The following is a 15,485-nucleotide window of genomic DNA, read 5'->3' as shown; positions in this document are numbered from 1 at the left end:
TTCAAACCTCAATCTTCAAGCTTCAAACCTCAATTTTCTAGTTTCAAACCTCAATCTTCAAGCTTCAAACCTCAATTTTCTAGTTTCAAACCTCAATCTTCAAGCTTCAAACCTCAATTTTCTAGTTTCAAAACTAATCAGTGAGACTTCCCACACTCTCCACATCTCGCAGTTCCAGCAATTTTATGGGAACACTATATCTGAATTGTTCCGGGTAGAAGATACATGAACTTGCTGCGAATAAGAATCCATCATTTAATTGAACAGCTAGCCGACGAAGAATTAGAAAAAGTTTGGAACGCCGTCTACAACTTACATTGTGATTTTTATATGCACAAAGCCATACAAGATGTCAAGCGATCGCAGCAACCTTGGGACACCTTAACCCATGAAGAAGCAGTACAACTATTAACTTTTTCATAATGCTTAGTGGTTAGTAGCTACTTTTCCGCGTTTCTCCCTTATCCCCCTTGTCCCTCTTTCCAATTTTTAATTTTTAATTGTTTTGTCCCCGATCCCTACAAAAATGGAAGTACGCTATGCACGGTCTTTTTTAATAGACCTAAAAAATTTAGAACCTGCCGCCTACCAGCTGGTATATGATTTTGCTTTGATTGAGTTTGCAGAGAAAAAACAGCTGCATGACTTACCAAATTTACGGAAAGTGGATAGAGAAGGTATTTTTTACCGTTTGACTCTGGGAAATTACTTAATTGGCATAGAAATAAGAGGTGAAATTGTGAAATTTCTGCGAGTCATACCAATGCCGAATGTATAGATCTCGGACCACGTGAAGACTTAAAACTGTATAAGAGGGACAAAGCTTGGCTCTATCCTTAGCTTAAACTTGTTTTTGAAAATCACTTTACTTGAGACTTCCTTATGGACGCTACCGCACTTTGGCAACGATACCAGAAATGGCTATATTTCCATGAAGGACTAGGTTTTTTCCTAGATGTAAGCCGGATGCGGTTTGATGACGCCTTTGTGGAGAAGTTGCAGCCAAAGTTTGAGAAGGCTTTTGCGGATATGGCGGAACTTGAGAAAGGAGCGATCGCCAACCCTGACGAAAACCGCATGGTTGGACATTACTGGCTGCGAAATCCTGATTTGGCTCCTACTCCGGAACTGACACAAGAAATCGTCAGCACCATAGAGCAAATTGATGTATTCGCCGAAAAAGTCCACACAGGTGCAATTCATCCTCCAAAAGCACCCCGTTTCACTGATATTATTTCAATTGGTATTGGTGGTTCTGCCCTTGGGCCGCAGTTCGTTGCTGAAGCTTTAGCTTCAGACTTTCCACCACTGGCTATCCATTTTATTGACAACTCCGATCCCACAGGTATTGATCGAGTATTAACTCAGGTACGAAACCGCCTCACCAGCACTTTGGTTTTGGTGATTTCCAAATCTGGAGGTACACCGGAACCCCGTAATGGCATGGCGGAAGTCAAAAAAGTCTACGCTGGACATAATTTGGATTTTGCTAATTATGCGATCGCCATTACCATGCCCGGTAGTAAGCTGGATGAACAAGCAAAATCTGAAGGCTGGTTAGCGAGATTTCCCATGTTTGATTGGGTAGGCGGACGCACTTCGGAATTATCTGCTGTAGGTTTATTACCAGGTGCATTGCAGGGAATTGATATCCGCGCCATGCTTGAAGGTGCGAAAGAAATGGATGACGCTACCCGCATTCAGGATCTCAAAAATAACCCAGCCGCACTATTAGCCCTGTCTTGGTATTATGCTGGCAACGGCAAGGGCGAAAAAGACATGGTTGTCCTACCTTATAAAGACAGCCTATTTTTGTTTAGCCGCTACTTGCAACAACTGGTAATGGAATCCTTGGGTAAGGAAAAAGACTTAAATGGCAATATTGTTCATCAGGGTATTGCAGTCTACGGTAACAAAGGTTCCACTGATCAACACGCATACGTCCAGCAGTTGCGCGAAGGTGTACCAAATTTCTTTGCTACCCTCATCGAAGTTTTAGAAGATCGTCAAAATCCATCTCCAGAAATCGAACCAGGAATCACATCAGGCGATTACCTTTCTGGCTTTCTACAAGGAACCAGAGAAGCACTGTATGAAAAACACCGTGATTCAGTCACAGTCACCATTCCCCAAGTTAATTCTCGTACCGTTGGGGCATTAATTGCTTTATATGAGCGTGCTGTTGGTTTATATGCCAGCTTGATCAATATTAATGCCTACCATCAACCAGGGGTAGAAGCTGGTAAAAAAGCTGCTGCTGAAATTCTGGAATTACAAAAAAAAGTAGTTGCAGTTTTGCAAGAGGAAAAAACACCTTTAACTTTGGAGCAAATTAGCCAAAAAGTAAGTGCTACAGATAAAATCGAGTCAATTTACATGATTTTGCGACATCTCCACGCCAATAGCCGTGGTGTAGTGTTGGAAGGTAATATTGGTCAACCCAACAGTTTGAAGTTTTGCATTGGCGGATAGGGGATAGGGGATAGAGGCTACAAGGGGGAAAAGGGAAACAAGGAGGACAAGACAGACAATAGAGAATTATATCAGGTTCGCTTGATTACTTAAATTCCCTTTGAACCCCACCCCAGTTTTGTCTAACGCCAAAACCACCCCTAAGTGCGTGCGCTTAGGGGATTAAGGGGTGGGGTGCAATGACTGTGGGAAGTATAACTAATTATCCGAACTTGATATTACTTAAAACCTACATTCCGCACTTCAACTTGAAGTACCAAGAGATTACGGATAAGAGAAAAGCAAAAAATCAGGATGGTTAAGAACTAGAGTACAAAATGAATCTAACGCATGAAGATAAATAATCAAACATAAAAGATTTGACCCATAAAATAGGTTATGTAAGCACTAAAAATTTGAAGAGCAATTACTGTGACTCCAGATATTGATAAATTTTTATTCACTCTTAAAAAATTGTTTAGCTTAAGAAAGTAGATAATATTTTTGACAAGAGGATGGTAGACAATTCAAATTATGCTACATTTAAAGTACGGAATGTGGGTTGCATGTATAGAGGCAGTACAACTACTGGATATTGTGACCCCTGGCTTTTATGGATGCTAATGCTACGGATAGAGATCGCTGCTGCTGTTTTTGATTCCTTCTGATAGCCGCAGCAACTGACCCCGTTCTTAATTGGAGTATGTGCTGAGTCAGATCGGATTGAGTCAGCAAATGCAATATGGCTGGAGTACAACAAGGGCAAAACAATTGTTCAAGGGGAAGCATAACTATTACTGTCTAAGATTTGTATATTGAGTTAGGCATTCATGGTGTACTAACGACACCAGTATGTGTGACGAACTAATTCAGGAGACTCTTGTCAATCTTCCCGTTTTTCATGATGAGTTTAAAAGCTAAAATTCCACTATTCAACCGAATGGATAGTCAAAGTGTCGCAAATCTCATTGATCCATTGCGCTCCCGAATGGCACAAGCTATTCTCATCAAAGAAAATCTCCCTGCACGTATATCAATCCTTTATGAAGGACAAGCACCTTTATTAGGGTATCCTCGCGCTGGGATTGCACCACAAACATTAGAAAAACTCACTCCCGGTGCTATCTTTGGTGCCACAAGCGCTATTACAGGTGTTATTAGTACCATTCAATTGAGAGGTAGTAGTTGCACCAACTGCCATGACTTGAGACCATTCACTGACGCGGTTGTCATCTAAGACCGCTCGCACTCGATAGCCAAGCTGAATTTTATGCATTAACAAGATTAAATCACGGTTGAGTAGTCCTTGTGATTTTTGGTTTTCATTGGATGCAGCTTGTATACGAAAGCAGCGATCGCTTTGTCGTTTCAACTTGGGAGACTTGCCTTCCATAAGCACCGTTTGCAGTTCGTATGCTTCAGCTTCAGGATATGCTTCCCAGCAAAGTTGCCAGTAAGTCGACCAGCGAACTAACTGGGCTGGTAATTCCTCGACTTCATCCGACAATGTAGACACAAGTCCAGTGACTGAAGGTTGTACCACTTGAAGCTGACTGGAGGTGATATCAGCATTTACAGGGTTTATCATCAATCCTGGCTGCCCAACCTTCTGTGCAGCTATAGATGAACCATCATCAACAATTAGTATCAGCCCGAATATCAAAGTTAACAGCAGCATCAATCGTAGGCATTGTAATTGCACTAACGACAAGATTTTCAGATTCATAATTATGCAAAAGTTAATTGTTTAGGCACAAGCCAAGAAAAAAGATACCAGCCATCATCAAAGAGATCCATACAACGAGCAGCTAAGAACACGGCTGGTATAGGAGTGAAAGCGTTCTTTCCTTACCACTCCACAGGTAGAATGATGCTGCCGTTGTCGGCATAGATTGTTCGAGAACGGATATGCGTTCTGGGAGCTACTGTAGAGTTGAAGACTGCGCTTCTTTGCCCAATTGCTGATCTGTTGCCAATGCTGGCGCGGAATATAACAGAGTTCGGCCCTAGCCCTACAGCATCACCTATGTTAGTTTCAGGGCCATTAGCAACACCATTGACAACCTGCCTACCGCCATGAATTAGAGCGCGAGGCCCATAACCAACACCATTACCAAAAGTTAAACTAGCGGTTTCTAATGCGTGAAAGACAACATCGTTTGCCATCCCAGCAATTTGTCCAACATTAAAAGGTTCACCCTCATCAGCACGCAGCGAAATTCTATTAGCTAGTTTGTTGTTGAGTGTTGCTAAAGAATCTTGGAAAGTAAGATTACCGATAATGCGGTTACGATAGTTCGGATCACGAGTTGGACTTCCACCTATCTGCGGCAGACCTCCAGAATTAAAGAAGGTGACGGGAGCATAATTAATTCCTGTTACGTTTGTCAAGTCTGCCCTAGCTAAATCTGTGTAACCTTTGGCAAATGCTTCATTGACTTCAATAATGCCTTCCATCAATGCAACGTCTGCTTGTGTCAGGTTGACTACTTTCCCTAAACTGCCGCTAGTAGCTTGTAGATTAGTTGTGACGTTTTTACCGGGCAGGACAACTTTACCAGCGGGTAAGGTAACATCAGGGCCAACTCGTGCGAGAAAGTTGACTACTGTGTTTCTTTCTATAGTTGCACCATCTATTTCACAGTTGAAGGCGAGAAAAGTCTCTGGAACAGTGTTGCTAAACTGAGTATTGGTAACTGGGTCGGTAAAAGGGCCTGTGGAACCTTGAGTACCAATTTTAGCTGCACCTTTGACAATGGCCATGTGTGCCATAATGACACGCTCACCAATCTCCACTCCCGTTCCTGAAGCTGTGATTTTCACTTGGTCTTGGGCATTAGAATCTGCCGCAATACTAATAGGAGCATTAGTAGCATCTAACTCAGCAAATGGAGCGACATAGACTTTTTCGCCCAAGATAATATTTGTGGGATTGGTGATTGTTGCTGTTGGGTCAACAAAACTAGCTGACTCTGAAGGTGCGGTACTTGGGCATATAGGTAGGTTTCCCACAGTTGGATTACACGTTCCTCCAGCAGCTACTGCGGGTTGTATATATATCTGTGTGCTGATGGCAAACGCTAGGATAATTGCAGTTAAAGCACTAAAAATTGTGCGAGGTTTGAACATGGAAAGAAAAGTCCTCACGGGTTATGGAATATTTAGCTATGGGATAATCTGCGCTCTTCAAGTAAAAGATATACTCAGGCACTCGCTTACAGTGGGCGAAACGCGATCGCAACCACAGGAATTACTAAAAAATTACATTGCAAAAGTCTTTATTTAGGCTCTTTCTCTGTTTGAGTATGAGAAATGCGGGTTAACCACCCCAATAACCTGCCAATTTGAACACTACTTGCAAGATAGATGATAATAAGGGGCTAAAAAGTGGAACTGTAACTATCGTTGTTGCCCCAGCAGCCGCCTCATTGTAGACACTTTGCCAAGCTTCTGGCCCGCTAGTAGATTGTCCATGAACTTGTGTACTAACAGCTAACGTTAAGCCAAGCGCAGCTAAACCAACTAGTATTGTGCGACGTTTCAACATTATTTCTTGATACCTAATAGTTCACCAAGTTTATTGGGTAAGGTAAAACGAAAAGATACAGGACATACTTAAACTTTTCGCTTTACCCAACTTAATAACTTTCAAATTTAATCAAGTACAAATTGTTACATCTAGCAATTAATAATTTATTGTAATCTTATCTGCTGTTTAACACTAGAGTTTTAGATATTGAAAAAATTTATGGAAATAATAAGAATAATATTAAATTTAGGTTCTTCAGTACTTGGTATGCTAAATCAATCCGCTAAAAGCCTGAAAATACTGCTGTACAACAAAAACAGGCATTACTTTTAGCATTTTGGGCTTTGATAGGGATTTAGGCGTTTAAGAGGATGTTTGAAAAGTCGGCAATTGAGTAAAAAAGCTCTCAGGGCGTAAGCTGTTAATTAACTATTTCGCCTTATATCCCGGCGCTAAACGGAGTACCGTTATAGCGCCGGGATATAAGGCGGGACGCGACGAAAGTATCTTCGACCAATGCTGCTATATCCCACATTCCGCACTTTAAATAATGACAAATTAGGAATAGACCCTCGTGAGAAGATAGCGGCAGGAATACTGGTGAAGGCAATTTTAATCAATGGATTAGAATTTGTATCAAGACCTTTATATTTGTTTAGTCAGTTTTTTGAAGATTTGGGATGCTCCCTTCCTTACCCGTTCCCCTTAGATTTGCAAACTCTCACGAATATTCTCCACAATCACCTCTGGCGATGGTGAAATATCTACACATAGAGCATCAGTCGGTTCCTCAAGAGTATCAAACTGACTTTTCAGCAAATTTTCAGACATAAAATGATTGTGTCGCTCTTGCAGGCGTTTGTTGATCAATGCAAATGAGCCATGCAAGTAGACTAACTTAATGCGCTCATCACCAATGAAAAAATACTGGCGGTAGCTGATTTTGAGTGCGGAACACGCCAGTACTACATTCTGATTTTCTTCCAACCATTTTTTAATAGCTGCTTGGATATCTTGCAGCCAAGGTAAGCGATCGCCATCATCTAGAGGTATACCACGCCGCATTTTGGCGATATTTTGAGGCGAATGGAAATGATCAGCATCGCTAAATTTCCAGTCCAAAGAATCTGCCAATAATTTACCAATGGTGCTTTTACCGGAACCGGAAACACCCATAACAAGAATAATCATCTATGTATTTGTGTTTTTGCTGTTATAAGTGTACTTATAACCCTAAAGGTTTAAATCTTGAGCTAATAGCACAAATCGTCTGGAGACGACCCAAATAAATCAAGCAGTCGCTTCAGCAGACTTTAGCTTTAGCTATGAGACTACGATTTCAATCGCAGGTAGCTTCAATCAGTATTTTTTACCTTCTCGAGCGCATCTTCAGCAGCAGCCTTCTCAGCATCTTTTTTGCTGCGTCCGCTACCTATTCCATAAACTTTTTCACACACAAATACTTTCGCAACAAATTCAGGCGCGTGAGCATAACCTCCTACCTGTTCTGTTACATATTTGGGTGGAGTGGGGGTAATATTCTTTTGCACCCATTCTTGAAAGCGATTTTTTGAGTCTACATTCGCCCGATTATCAACAATATTTTCTGGTACGGCGTCAAATAGTGGTTCTACAATAGCCTGAATCGCCTCTATATCAGAATTCTTGTCTAAATAATAAGCACCAACCACAGCTTCAAAAGTACTACTAAGCAAATTCGGATTTTGAAAGCCGCCATCAAGAATAGCACCTCTACCCAATCGCATTCGTAAATCTAAACCTACTTCAATTGCAAACTTAGCCAGTTGCTTCTCATCTACCAACGCCGAACGTCGCCTAGTTAATTCATCTTCTCCCTTTTCTGGATAAAGGCAATAAAGATACTGACCACTGAGAAAATTCAGCAAAGCATCACCCAGAAATTCTAGGCGTTCGTTGTGTTCGCCTTCCATTGGGTTTTCATGGACATAGGAACGATGTGTTAAGGCTCGACGCAGGAGTTTATCATTATTAAATATGAGTAGTTTGTGCATTTTTATGTGTTGTCTTGTTGCAAACATTGATTGTTGGGAGAAAATTATCAAAACTCTTTATTTTTAAGAGTAAATATTAAGTAGTGGCTTTGTGATAGGTAAAAGAAATAGCTTGAGATTGCTTATTTTGTTTTACTAATTCAGGTAAATCGTCAATTACATTTTGAATATCCCAAAAAACAGATACTGAAGATTGTTGCTGCTTTGTTTTTGCATTTGTAGCTAGGTAATTGTCTGTCATTTTTTAATCTCAAGCTTTTAGCTATCGGTTTTTTGTGTAGATTACGAGCCGAGATCGAGATGAAAGTAAAAATTTTTATCAACTACTCATCAAACCCCTCAATCCATTAAAAACAGTTCGTAGTAAGCACTTTAGTGCTAAAAAACGATTACATTACGAATGTATGGGCTTGCATTACGAATGCATCGGCTTGCATTACGAATGTATGGGCTTGCATTACGAATGTATGGGCTTGCATTACGAATGTATGGGCTTACATTACGAATGTATGGGCTTACATTACGAATGTATGGGCTTACAAAAGATTAAGTCAGGAATCAGCTTTATCAAACTTCCTTCTACTTTCTTTTGCAGATGCGATCGCCTCTTCAAGAGTACAAAGTTTTTTATCTAGATCCCCGACTTTTACCCTCCGGGAAGCCACCCTACGGGTGCTGATTGTATAAGTTTATTCATTTGCTAACAACTCTTGCAAAGGTATATTTTCCCAACCAGGGACATGATGTGATAGCCTAACTATACCTGTATTTGCATCCACAGGGCCACCAAAGCTGACGCCGATAGCGATTGGTTTTACTTCTTGCAATAGAGAATTAATGAGCGATCGCATGATATCTAAATCAGTGCTAGCATTGGCGTTTGCTGGTGATAAACAGCGTTCGTAACCCAACCACTCTTGAGAATTAGCATGTGCGATCGCTGCTGCTAGCTTAGTACCACCAAAATCAAGCGCTAAAATTAAACTCACAATCTTGTTGTTAATTGTTAGTAGTTCACCATAACTCGCTCAGAAATAAATTTCCGAGCTAATAGCCAAAGTCCACTTAACTGGACTAAAAAACTTGCCAGTCGTCTAAAGACGACTTAAAAGTATAAGCCAAGAATTTTAATTCTTGGCGGACTGGACAAAAATTAAAGAACCCAGCAACCATCAACCATTCAAATCAAGCACACCATCAACAAATCTTTGTAATCGCTTATAGTGTGATCCTTTCCAATATATTCGAGCGCAATTTTGGCAGCGATGAAATTCATCAGTGTATAACACTACAGTATCAGGTAACTGATTTATTACAGCTTGCTTGTCTACAGGTTGTAAAATCCCATTACAACGCAGACATCGTTGAAAAGGTGACACTAAATCAAATAAATCAAAACGTCGTAATATTTCAACAATTTGTTGCTGTGGGTCAGTATTCCTTACATAGTAACCATAAGTAACTATACTCCGCATCAAAAGACCTTTGTCGCGTGTTAACAGAATTCGGTTTTGGGTACTGGAGATTTCTGCTAATTCAGGATCATGATAATTATTTTGGTACAACGTATCAAATCCCAATAGTCGCAGAGAAGATGCTAATTTGCCGAGATGAATATCCAACACAAAGCAAATGGTATTTAGTGGCTTCGGTCGTACTAAACTTAAACAAGCTGTTTGCGCTACTGTGGAAATTGGATAAACATTAATCGTGTCTCCATTTTGAACAATGTAAGCAAAATCAACTGATTCTCCGTTAACTTCAATACAATCAACTTCAGGATGAGGAACACCCAAAGCTTCGATCATGTCTTTTATCGAGGCTCTTTCTCCATAGAAATGCTCAATTCTTACCAGCCGTTGATTGCGTGGTAGGAAATCGTTCAATTCTGCATAAAACTGGAAACTTGCCCTAGCCATGCCAACAAATCATTGATCTTTCCTATGTAGATCATATAGGAATCCTTAATTTATCCCCGCTTGATTGCGAATGTATTGATAATATTTATCTTTTAGTCTAGGATATGCAAACATAAATGATATCAGCCTTTTTTACTCTTTAACTCATGTTAATCTTGATTTAAGGGTGTTCTAGCACAATCCAAAATATAGATAAGGTCAAGTGTATTAATAAATACTTGCAACTAAGATTAATCTAAGTTAAATTCGACGTACATGCTTGTTTACAACAGTGAATTTAATTTTTAGTAGGAGGTTAAGAAGCTTCATGGATTAATTGATATCAAGCTGAAGTCTTAAGTAAAAATACTTCTTGTGGCTGTGTTTCGCTCAACAAGCAATTGTTAATATATTTATTAACCTTTAAGCATATAATTTCAGGTTAAAAATAATAGGCTTTGCTTTGTTTGTTATTGCATTTTATTTTTTTGAAATTATGTTGAGAATAATTTGCAACATGTATGAAAAGAGAAAATATATTGAGATTAAATATTGGGTCAAACAATTTTGGATTTTGGATTGGCTCCGCAGATAAATCTGCTTGCTCTGTACCATCAAAGAAGTTTTGGTTAATTTATTGACCAATAAGCTTCCAGAGAAATCAGTAATTGTATTTATTGAGCGAGTGAATCAATTTAATTTTAAAAATTTATGAAATGAAAGTAGAGGTGTGGATTAACCAAAGTAAATCAATAATTAAGTCTATTTCAGCCTTCATAAAAAATAGCCATTTAATATAAAATTAGCTACTTTTATTTCAAAGTAAACTTAATAAAATCTCATTAACTTGACAACACTAACAAAATTGACAATATCTGTTTGCAATCAACGAGGAATGTTTGAGAAAAATGTTGATGCTATTTGTGAAAAAAATACTTACAGCACAAACCTTATACCAATTAAATATGAAGCTGCACATTATTTTAACCCCTCCCAACCTCCCCTTACCAAGGGGAGGTGCCGAAGGCGGTGGGGTTCTTTCTATGCATCTTCATATGGAAATGGTATTAACGATAAATAATGTTATAAATTGGCTACCAAAATTAGGCGATATGCTAGCCATATTTCCTGTTGTCTCTTGTTTGCTAAGTTGGACATAGTTTTTGAGTTGCTGACATTAGCAAACAGTTGATTGAAAGAGATTGTAGCTACAAAGACTATCTCCTTTGATCAGATTATTTGTTCCCTAACTAGACCCATGATTACCCAGAAATGAACACTTTCTTTTGTTCCGATAATTCCCGCATAGCAGGAGAAGATATTATTGGTAGTGTTGCCAATCACCAAACCTATGTATTAATTGAATGTCCAACTCCTTGGGCATCAGAAGCCTTTCATTCTCGATGGGTTCCAGAAAATTTACGGACTTTGGTAGAGGAAAGTAAACGTGCTAAACTACCAGTAAAATTTCTATTAGTTGCTAATAATTTATCCCATAATTCAGACGGTACTACTCTTTTAATTTATCAACAAAAAGAGGGTCTAATTAATGGCTTATCTAAGCAAGAGTACAAATTAGAAAATATCCAGCAAGCAGCAATAGTCATCAAGAAATATCTATTGGGTAAAAAATCAGGGAGTTATGAATTAAATACTAATTCAACACGTGATATTCTGATCTGTACCCACGGTAGTCATGATAAATGCTGCTCTAGATACGGCAATCCTTTTCACTTCCACGCTACAAGTGCGGTTGCTGATTTGAATTTGAATAATGTACGGATTTGGAAATCTAGTCATTTTGGTGGACATAGGTTTGCACCAACTTGCATAGACTTGCCAGAAGCTAGATATTATGGGAATCTCAATCAAGATTTATTTAAATCAATATTGACTCGTACTGGCGATATTAAATCTTGGCAAAAAGTGTATCGTGGCTGGGGAATCTTGCCAAGTTCGATTCAAGTTGTGGAAAGAGAATTGATGTTTCGTTATGGATGGGATTGGTTTAACTATAAAGTAGCAGGTAGAATAATTGACCAAAGTATAGACAAAAATACAATTCGTGCAGAGCTAATTTTTGAAAAACCTGATGGTTCACAATATAATTATCAGGCGAGATTAGTAAAAGATGAAACAAAGACTGTGGAATTGAAAAGTTCCTGTAATGCCAATCAAGAGTCAGTATTTGTCAAGTATGGTGTATCTAGTCTCTGGCTGACTTCCACGCAATTTTTCACTGTTACAGCGTAATATCAAGTTCGGATAATTAGTTATACTTTCCACAGTCATTGCACTCCCCGCAGGTAGGAAGGGGATTAAGGGGTGGGGTTGTTTGGGAATTATAAGTAAGCGATCGCACACTTTTCTCATGTCCAATGTCTAGCTATGACTTCTAGTCGTCACAGCTAGTATTATTATGACTTCAAGAGACATCTTCTAAAAATTGACCATTGACCATTGACTAACATGCACGTTCTTTCAATTCCCACCTGGATCATTCACGTTTCTAGCGTTATCGAATGGATTGTTGCCATTTGGTTAATCTGGCAATACGGTGAAGTGACTGGCAACCGTGCTTGGTGGACATTATCTTTAGGTATGTTACCAGCTTTAGTAAGTGCAATGTGCGCTTGCACTTGGCACTATTTTGAGAATGCAGAATCACTAGAATGGTTGGTCACACTACAAGCTACCATGACTTTAGTTGGTAATATTACGCTTTGGGCGGCTGCTGTGTGGATTTGGCGCAATGCTAAATCTACCGAAGTAGTCACTGAAGTCACTTCTACAGAAAGTATTGAATCAAAGCAATGATTTCAAAAGAAGCCCTATTTATCCTGTCACTATTTCCCTACTTGGGTTTCTTATGGTTTATTAGTAGAGTCAAGCAGATGCCACGCTTGGCATTGTATGGTTTTTACTGCACCCTCGTATTTGTCGGTGTGACTATCCCAGCAGGAATTTATGCTCAACTGCACTACAATCAATCTTTGGCAAATGTTGATTGGTTGCATGGAAGTGCAGAATCTTTTTTAACGCTTGCTAATATCTTGATTGTGTTGGGTTTTCGACAAGCAGTGATCAAAGGGACGAAACAGTAGGACAAAGGGGACAAGACAGACAAGACAGACAAGACAGACAAGGATAATTTTTAACAATCAACCACCAACAACCAACAACCAACAACAAACAACAAACAACAAACAACAAACAAATTTGAGGGTAATCATGGAAGTTATTCCAGCGATAGATTTACTAGAAGGTCGTTGTGTGCGACTTTATCAAGGAGATTATGATCGCTCACAAGTTTTCAGCGAAAATCCTGTCGATGTTGCTAAACAATGGGTAGAACAGGGCGCAACTAGGTTACATTTGGTTGATTTGGATGGCGCGAAAGTCGGTAAATTAGTAAATATAGATGCAATAGAAGCGATCGCTCAAGCTGTGTCTGTACCGATTGAAGTCGGAGGAGGCTTGCGGACACAAGAAAGTGTACAGCAGTTATTTAATTTGGGCGTACAATGGGCAATCTTGGGAACTGTGGCTGTAGAACAACCCCAGCTTGTGCAACAACTGTGTCAAGAATTTCCCAAAAAAATAATTATCGGCATAGATGCTCGTAATGGCAAGGTAGCAACTCGTGGTTGGTTAGAAACTTCAGAAGTCCTCGCCACGCAACTTGCTGTACAAATGCAAGAATTAGGAGCAGCTGCGGTAATTTACACAGACATCCATCGTGATGGTACTCTCACAGGGCCGAATTTAGATGCTTTACGTGAACTAGCTGCTGCAATCAACATTCCTATAATTGCTTCTGGTGGGGTTAGTTCTATTACGGATTTGCTGAGTCTGTTGGCGTTAGAACCCCAGGGTGTCAGAGGTGTGATTGTTGGTCGTGCCTTGTACACTGGTGATATCTCTATCTCAGAAGCCGTTCGAGCAGTTGGTTCTGGGCGTATTCAGGATATACCTCCCGATTTGGATTTTTCAGCGTTTGCCTAGTACTTATTTTCAGCTTAATATTTTTTAACTGACTATCAGGTCGGTTATTTTTTTTATTTTCCGGATTCCAAATTTTCCACGGTGTAGTTCATGTTGTAGACAGTTAAAAAATTACCTAATTAATTATTATGAGTCGCCCAAAACCTCCTGTCACAACTAAACCTAAAACCGAATCTGGTAGCAATAAGCTTCAAGCCCAAAACAATTATTCCAAGCCAAAAGCAGCTTGACTAAATCTAAATAAATTAAATGCTCAAGTGAAGTAAATTGCTTATTGCTTTCTTGATAAATATTTTGCTTTTTCATTACACATTTAGATTTTTAATTTTGAGTTTTTAAATTTTCATAATGGGTTTCCTCTCTTGTAGAGACGCTTATTCTGCGTCTCTTTTTTCTTATTTAGATAATTTTGTAATTCAAATAAATTATTCAATTGGGATTTGATTTGCAATATTTTCCGGAAGTGAAATTCACAGTTGTGTTGTTAATATTATGAACTAAATTTCAGGGTAAAATTTATGGCTAAGAAAAAACCTAATCCACCTCAACCACCTATTAAAGACAGACCAATAAAAAGAGAGCGTAGCGTTGCTCCTAAAACTAATACTAACAAAGAAAGCAAAGGTTAAAAGACTATTTATAAAATAAATACTCAATGGCAAGTGTGCATTATAAAGCGTAGCGCACCATTTATAGAGGTGCGTTACAGCATTTAAAATTACAAAATTCACTTATAGCTTTTACTGCTAAATCTTGAACTTGTTTTAAGGTTTTAAGGCTAGTTCTAGTTGTTTAGACAAATTTTGAATACGGGTTTCCTGATTTGTAATTATTTGTTCTAGTGATTGCAATCTTTGTTCATAAAAACGTTTTTGTCCTTCGACTTCTTTGGCAAATAAATCTGCTTTAATTTTAGCCTGATAATGTGCTATACCTTTACCTTCTTCTGTGGCTTTTTTGATGGCTGCTTCTTTTTCTTTAGGAAAGGCTTATACCTTAGTTTTAAACTCTTCAAATTGTTTTTCTTGTTCAGCGATCGCTTTCTATTTTTCTAACCACTGTTTCTCTATCTCTTGGCGAAATTCTTCTAGTTCTTTATATAAAACTTTTTGCTGTTGTTCGTATTCATCAATTTCCAGTTTACGCTGGAGTTCTAGATTATATTTATATTCTGTTGCATCTCTGTGGCGAGTTTTTTTTAGATTTTCATCTCTTTCTTTAATTGATATTTTATACTCTTCTTTTTCTTTTTCCCAAACTTGTCTTTCTTCTTGACTTTCTTGGATTAAAGCTTCATATCTCTGCCAAAATTTGCTGAAATGCCTGTAACAGTTGTTGTTTATTATCCTTACCAGCAACTATGCTCATACTTAGACTCCAATTAATGTGCAATATTTTTGGGTAGCAAGCAAGACTACTACTTATCCAATACTGTGTTGAGATTAGTCTTGAAAATAATATTTTCAGAGCAGTGGTAATACTGAAATGAAGCAACTTTGTTGTTGAGATTGCTATTATAGCCGTAGCCATGTTGGTTAGGACGCTGCTTGCTTGAGAACAGTTTCCATT

The 15,485-nt window shown here is 38.8% G+C and carries 16 protein-coding genes and 3 pseudogenes; 9 read left to right on the top strand and 10 right to left on the bottom strand.

Annotated features, from left to right (window positions below):
• Positions 1-225 precede the first annotated feature (225 nt).
• From AC5JMK_RS00850 to AC5JMK_RS00840, 3 genes are all read left to right on the top strand, one after another.
• On the top strand, positions 226-423 hold the full coding sequence (locus AC5JMK_RS00850; protein ID WP_096675056.1) for a hypothetical protein: 198 nt from the start codon (positions 226-228) through the stop codon (positions 421-423).
• Between the two features lie 103 nt (positions 424-526).
• A complete protein-coding gene (locus AC5JMK_RS00845; protein WP_096675055.1) occupies positions 527-778 on the top strand; it encodes a cytotoxic translational repressor of toxin-antitoxin stability system in 252 nt (83 codons plus the stop codon).
• Positions 779-882: 104 nt separating this feature from the next.
• Positions 883-2,472 carry a glucose-6-phosphate isomerase gene (locus AC5JMK_RS00840; RefSeq protein WP_096675054.1) on the top strand — a complete coding sequence of 530 codons (1,590 nt, stop codon included), beginning with the start codon at positions 883-885 and terminating at the stop codon, positions 2,470-2,472.
• Positions 2,473-3,550: 1,078 nt separating this feature from the next.
• Here AC5JMK_RS00840 and AC5JMK_RS00835 read toward each other — a convergent pair.
• The 3 genes from AC5JMK_RS00835 to AC5JMK_RS00825 form a co-directional block, all read right to left on the bottom strand.
• Positions 3,551-4,177: a hypothetical protein gene (locus AC5JMK_RS00835; protein WP_096675052.1), complete on the bottom strand. Its 627-nt coding sequence runs from the start codon at positions 4,175-4,177 to the stop codon at positions 3,551-3,553.
• 122 nt (positions 4,178-4,299) lie between these two features.
• A complete protein-coding gene (locus AC5JMK_RS00830; protein ID WP_096675051.1) occupies positions 4,300-5,580 on the bottom strand; it encodes an LbetaH domain-containing protein in 1,281 nt (426 codons plus the stop codon).
• Between the two features lie 190 nt (positions 5,581-5,770).
• Positions 5,771-5,998 carry a hypothetical protein gene (locus tag AC5JMK_RS00825; RefSeq protein ID WP_096675050.1) on the bottom strand — a complete coding sequence of 76 codons (228 nt, stop codon included), beginning with the start codon at positions 5,996-5,998 and terminating at the stop codon, positions 5,771-5,773.
• A 531-nt stretch (positions 5,999-6,529) separates the two neighbouring features.
• Between AC5JMK_RS00825 and AC5JMK_RS00820 the strand changes: the two are divergent.
• Positions 6,530-6,655, top strand: a pseudogene (locus tag AC5JMK_RS00820) (DUF4277 domain-containing protein); the annotation flags it as partial.
• 30 nt (positions 6,656-6,685) lie between these two features.
• On the opposite strand, the gene AC5JMK_RS00815 reads toward AC5JMK_RS00820, so the two are convergent.
• The 3 genes from AC5JMK_RS00815 to AC5JMK_RS00805 all read right to left on the bottom strand — a co-directional run bounded on the left by AC5JMK_RS00815 (position 6,686) and on the right by AC5JMK_RS00805 (position 8,254).
• Positions 6,686-7,171 carry a gluconokinase gene (locus tag AC5JMK_RS00815; protein ID WP_495909167.1) on the bottom strand — a complete coding sequence of 162 codons (486 nt, stop codon included), beginning with the start codon at positions 7,169-7,171 and terminating at the stop codon, positions 6,686-6,688.
• Positions 7,172-7,335: 164 nt separating this feature from the next.
• On the bottom strand, positions 7,336-8,013 hold the full coding sequence (gene rnc, locus AC5JMK_RS00810) for a ribonuclease III (RefSeq protein WP_096675047.1): 678 nt from the start codon (positions 8,011-8,013) through the stop codon (positions 7,336-7,338).
• Positions 8,014-8,089: 76 nt separating this feature from the next.
• Complete coding sequence (locus AC5JMK_RS00805; protein WP_495909166.1) at positions 8,090-8,254, bottom strand: hypothetical protein; 165 nt, start codon at positions 8,252-8,254, stop codon at positions 8,090-8,092.
• 134 nt (positions 8,255-8,388) lie between these two features.
• On the opposite strand from AC5JMK_RS00805, the gene AC5JMK_RS00800 reads away from it, so the two are divergent.
• Positions 8,389-8,700 (top strand): hypothetical protein, encoded by a 312-nt coding sequence (locus AC5JMK_RS00800; protein WP_495909165.1) that lies wholly within the window; start codon positions 8,389-8,391, stop codon positions 8,698-8,700.
• Positions 8,701-8,705: 5 nt separating this feature from the next.
• Here AC5JMK_RS00800 and AC5JMK_RS00795 read toward each other — a convergent pair.
• Both AC5JMK_RS00795 and AC5JMK_RS00790 read right to left on the bottom strand, forming a co-directional pair.
• Positions 8,706-9,002: pseudogene (locus AC5JMK_RS00795) on the bottom strand (ROK family protein); the annotation flags it as partial.
• Between the two features lie 183 nt (positions 9,003-9,185).
• On the bottom strand, positions 9,186-9,932 hold the full coding sequence (locus AC5JMK_RS00790; RefSeq protein ID WP_096675046.1) for a Mut7-C RNAse domain-containing protein: 747 nt from the start codon (positions 9,930-9,932) through the stop codon (positions 9,186-9,188).
• Between the two features lie 1,251 nt (positions 9,933-11,183).
• On the opposite strand from AC5JMK_RS00790, the gene AC5JMK_RS00785 reads away from it, so the two are divergent.
• The 4 genes from AC5JMK_RS00785 (at position 11,184) to hisA (ending at position 13,916) form a co-directional block, all read left to right on the top strand.
• Entirely contained in the window at positions 11,184-12,164 is a 981-nt protein-coding gene (locus AC5JMK_RS00785) for a ferredoxin family protein (protein ID WP_495909164.1), read from the top strand.
• Positions 12,165-12,380: 216 nt separating this feature from the next.
• On the top strand, positions 12,381-12,728 hold the full coding sequence (locus AC5JMK_RS00780) for a DUF2499 domain-containing protein (protein WP_096675043.1): 348 nt from the start codon (positions 12,381-12,383) through the stop codon (positions 12,726-12,728).
• Positions 12,725-13,015 carry a DUF3593 domain-containing protein gene (locus AC5JMK_RS00775; protein WP_096675042.1) on the top strand — a complete coding sequence of 97 codons (291 nt, stop codon included), beginning with the start codon at positions 12,725-12,727 and terminating at the stop codon, positions 13,013-13,015. The genes AC5JMK_RS00780 and AC5JMK_RS00775 overlap by 4 nt, the downstream gene beginning before the upstream one ends.
• Before the next feature lie 127 nt (positions 13,016-13,142).
• On the top strand, positions 13,143-13,916 hold the full coding sequence (gene hisA / locus AC5JMK_RS00770) for a 1-(5-phosphoribosyl)-5-[(5-phosphoribosylamino)methylideneamino]imidazole-4-carboxamide isomerase (protein WP_096675041.1): 774 nt from the start codon (positions 13,143-13,145) through the stop codon (positions 13,914-13,916).
• Positions 13,917-14,078: 162 nt separating this feature from the next.
• On the opposite strand, the gene AC5JMK_RS00765 is transcribed toward hisA, so the two are convergent.
• Positions 14,079-14,222, bottom strand: coding sequence for a hypothetical protein (locus tag AC5JMK_RS00765; RefSeq protein WP_495909163.1), 144 nt, complete (start codon positions 14,220-14,222; stop codon positions 14,079-14,081).
• A 384-nt stretch (positions 14,223-14,606) separates the two neighbouring features.
• Positions 14,607-15,226: pseudogene (locus AC5JMK_RS00760) on the bottom strand (hypothetical protein); the annotation flags it as partial.
• Positions 15,227-15,485: the final 259 nt, after the last annotated feature.

It is taken from the genome of Pelatocladus sp. (assembly GCF_059505505.1).
This window is presented reverse-complemented; position numbering and strand designations above follow the sequence as displayed.

Coding starts and splice junctions, on each gene's coding strand:
- AC5JMK_RS00830 (WP_096675051.1), bottom strand. CDS start 5,580: ATGTTCAAACCTCGCACAATTTTTAGTGCTTTAACTGCAATTATCCTA.
- AC5JMK_RS00790 (WP_096675046.1), bottom strand. CDS start 9,932: ATGGCTAGGGCAAGTTTCCAGTTTTATGCAGAATTGAACGATTTCCTA.
- AC5JMK_RS00840 (WP_096675054.1), top strand. CDS start 883: ATGGACGCTACCGCACTTTGGCAACGATACCAGAAATGGCTATATTTC.
- AC5JMK_RS00805 (WP_495909166.1), bottom strand. CDS start 8,254: ATGACAGACAATTACCTAGCTACAAATGCAAAAACAAAGCAGCAACAA.
- hisA (WP_096675041.1), top strand. CDS start 13,143: ATGGAAGTTATTCCAGCGATAGATTTACTAGAAGGTCGTTGTGTGCGA.
- AC5JMK_RS00785 (WP_495909164.1), top strand. CDS start 11,184: ATGAACACTTTCTTTTGTTCCGATAATTCCCGCATAGCAGGAGAAGAT.
- AC5JMK_RS00845 (WP_096675055.1), top strand. CDS start 527: ATGGAAGTACGCTATGCACGGTCTTTTTTAATAGACCTAAAAAATTTA.
- rnc (WP_096675047.1), bottom strand. CDS start 8,013: ATGCACAAACTACTCATATTTAATAATGATAAACTCCTGCGTCGAGCC.
- AC5JMK_RS00835 (WP_096675052.1), bottom strand. CDS start 4,177: ATGAATCTGAAAATCTTGTCGTTAGTGCAATTACAATGCCTACGATTG.
- AC5JMK_RS00815 (WP_495909167.1), bottom strand. CDS start 7,171: ATGATTATTCTTGTTATGGGTGTTTCCGGTTCCGGTAAAAGCACCATT.
- AC5JMK_RS00780 (WP_096675043.1), top strand. CDS start 12,381: ATGCACGTTCTTTCAATTCCCACCTGGATCATTCACGTTTCTAGCGTT.
- AC5JMK_RS00775 (WP_096675042.1), top strand. CDS start 12,725: ATGATTTCAAAAGAAGCCCTATTTATCCTGTCACTATTTCCCTACTTG.
- AC5JMK_RS00850 (WP_096675056.1), top strand. CDS start 226: ATGAACTTGCTGCGAATAAGAATCCATCATTTAATTGAACAGCTAGCC.
- AC5JMK_RS00825 (WP_096675050.1), bottom strand. CDS start 5,998: ATGTTGAAACGTCGCACAATACTAGTTGGTTTAGCTGCGCTTGGCTTA.
- AC5JMK_RS00765 (WP_495909163.1), bottom strand. CDS start 14,222: ATGAAAAAGCAAAATATTTATCAAGAAAGCAATAAGCAATTTACTTCA.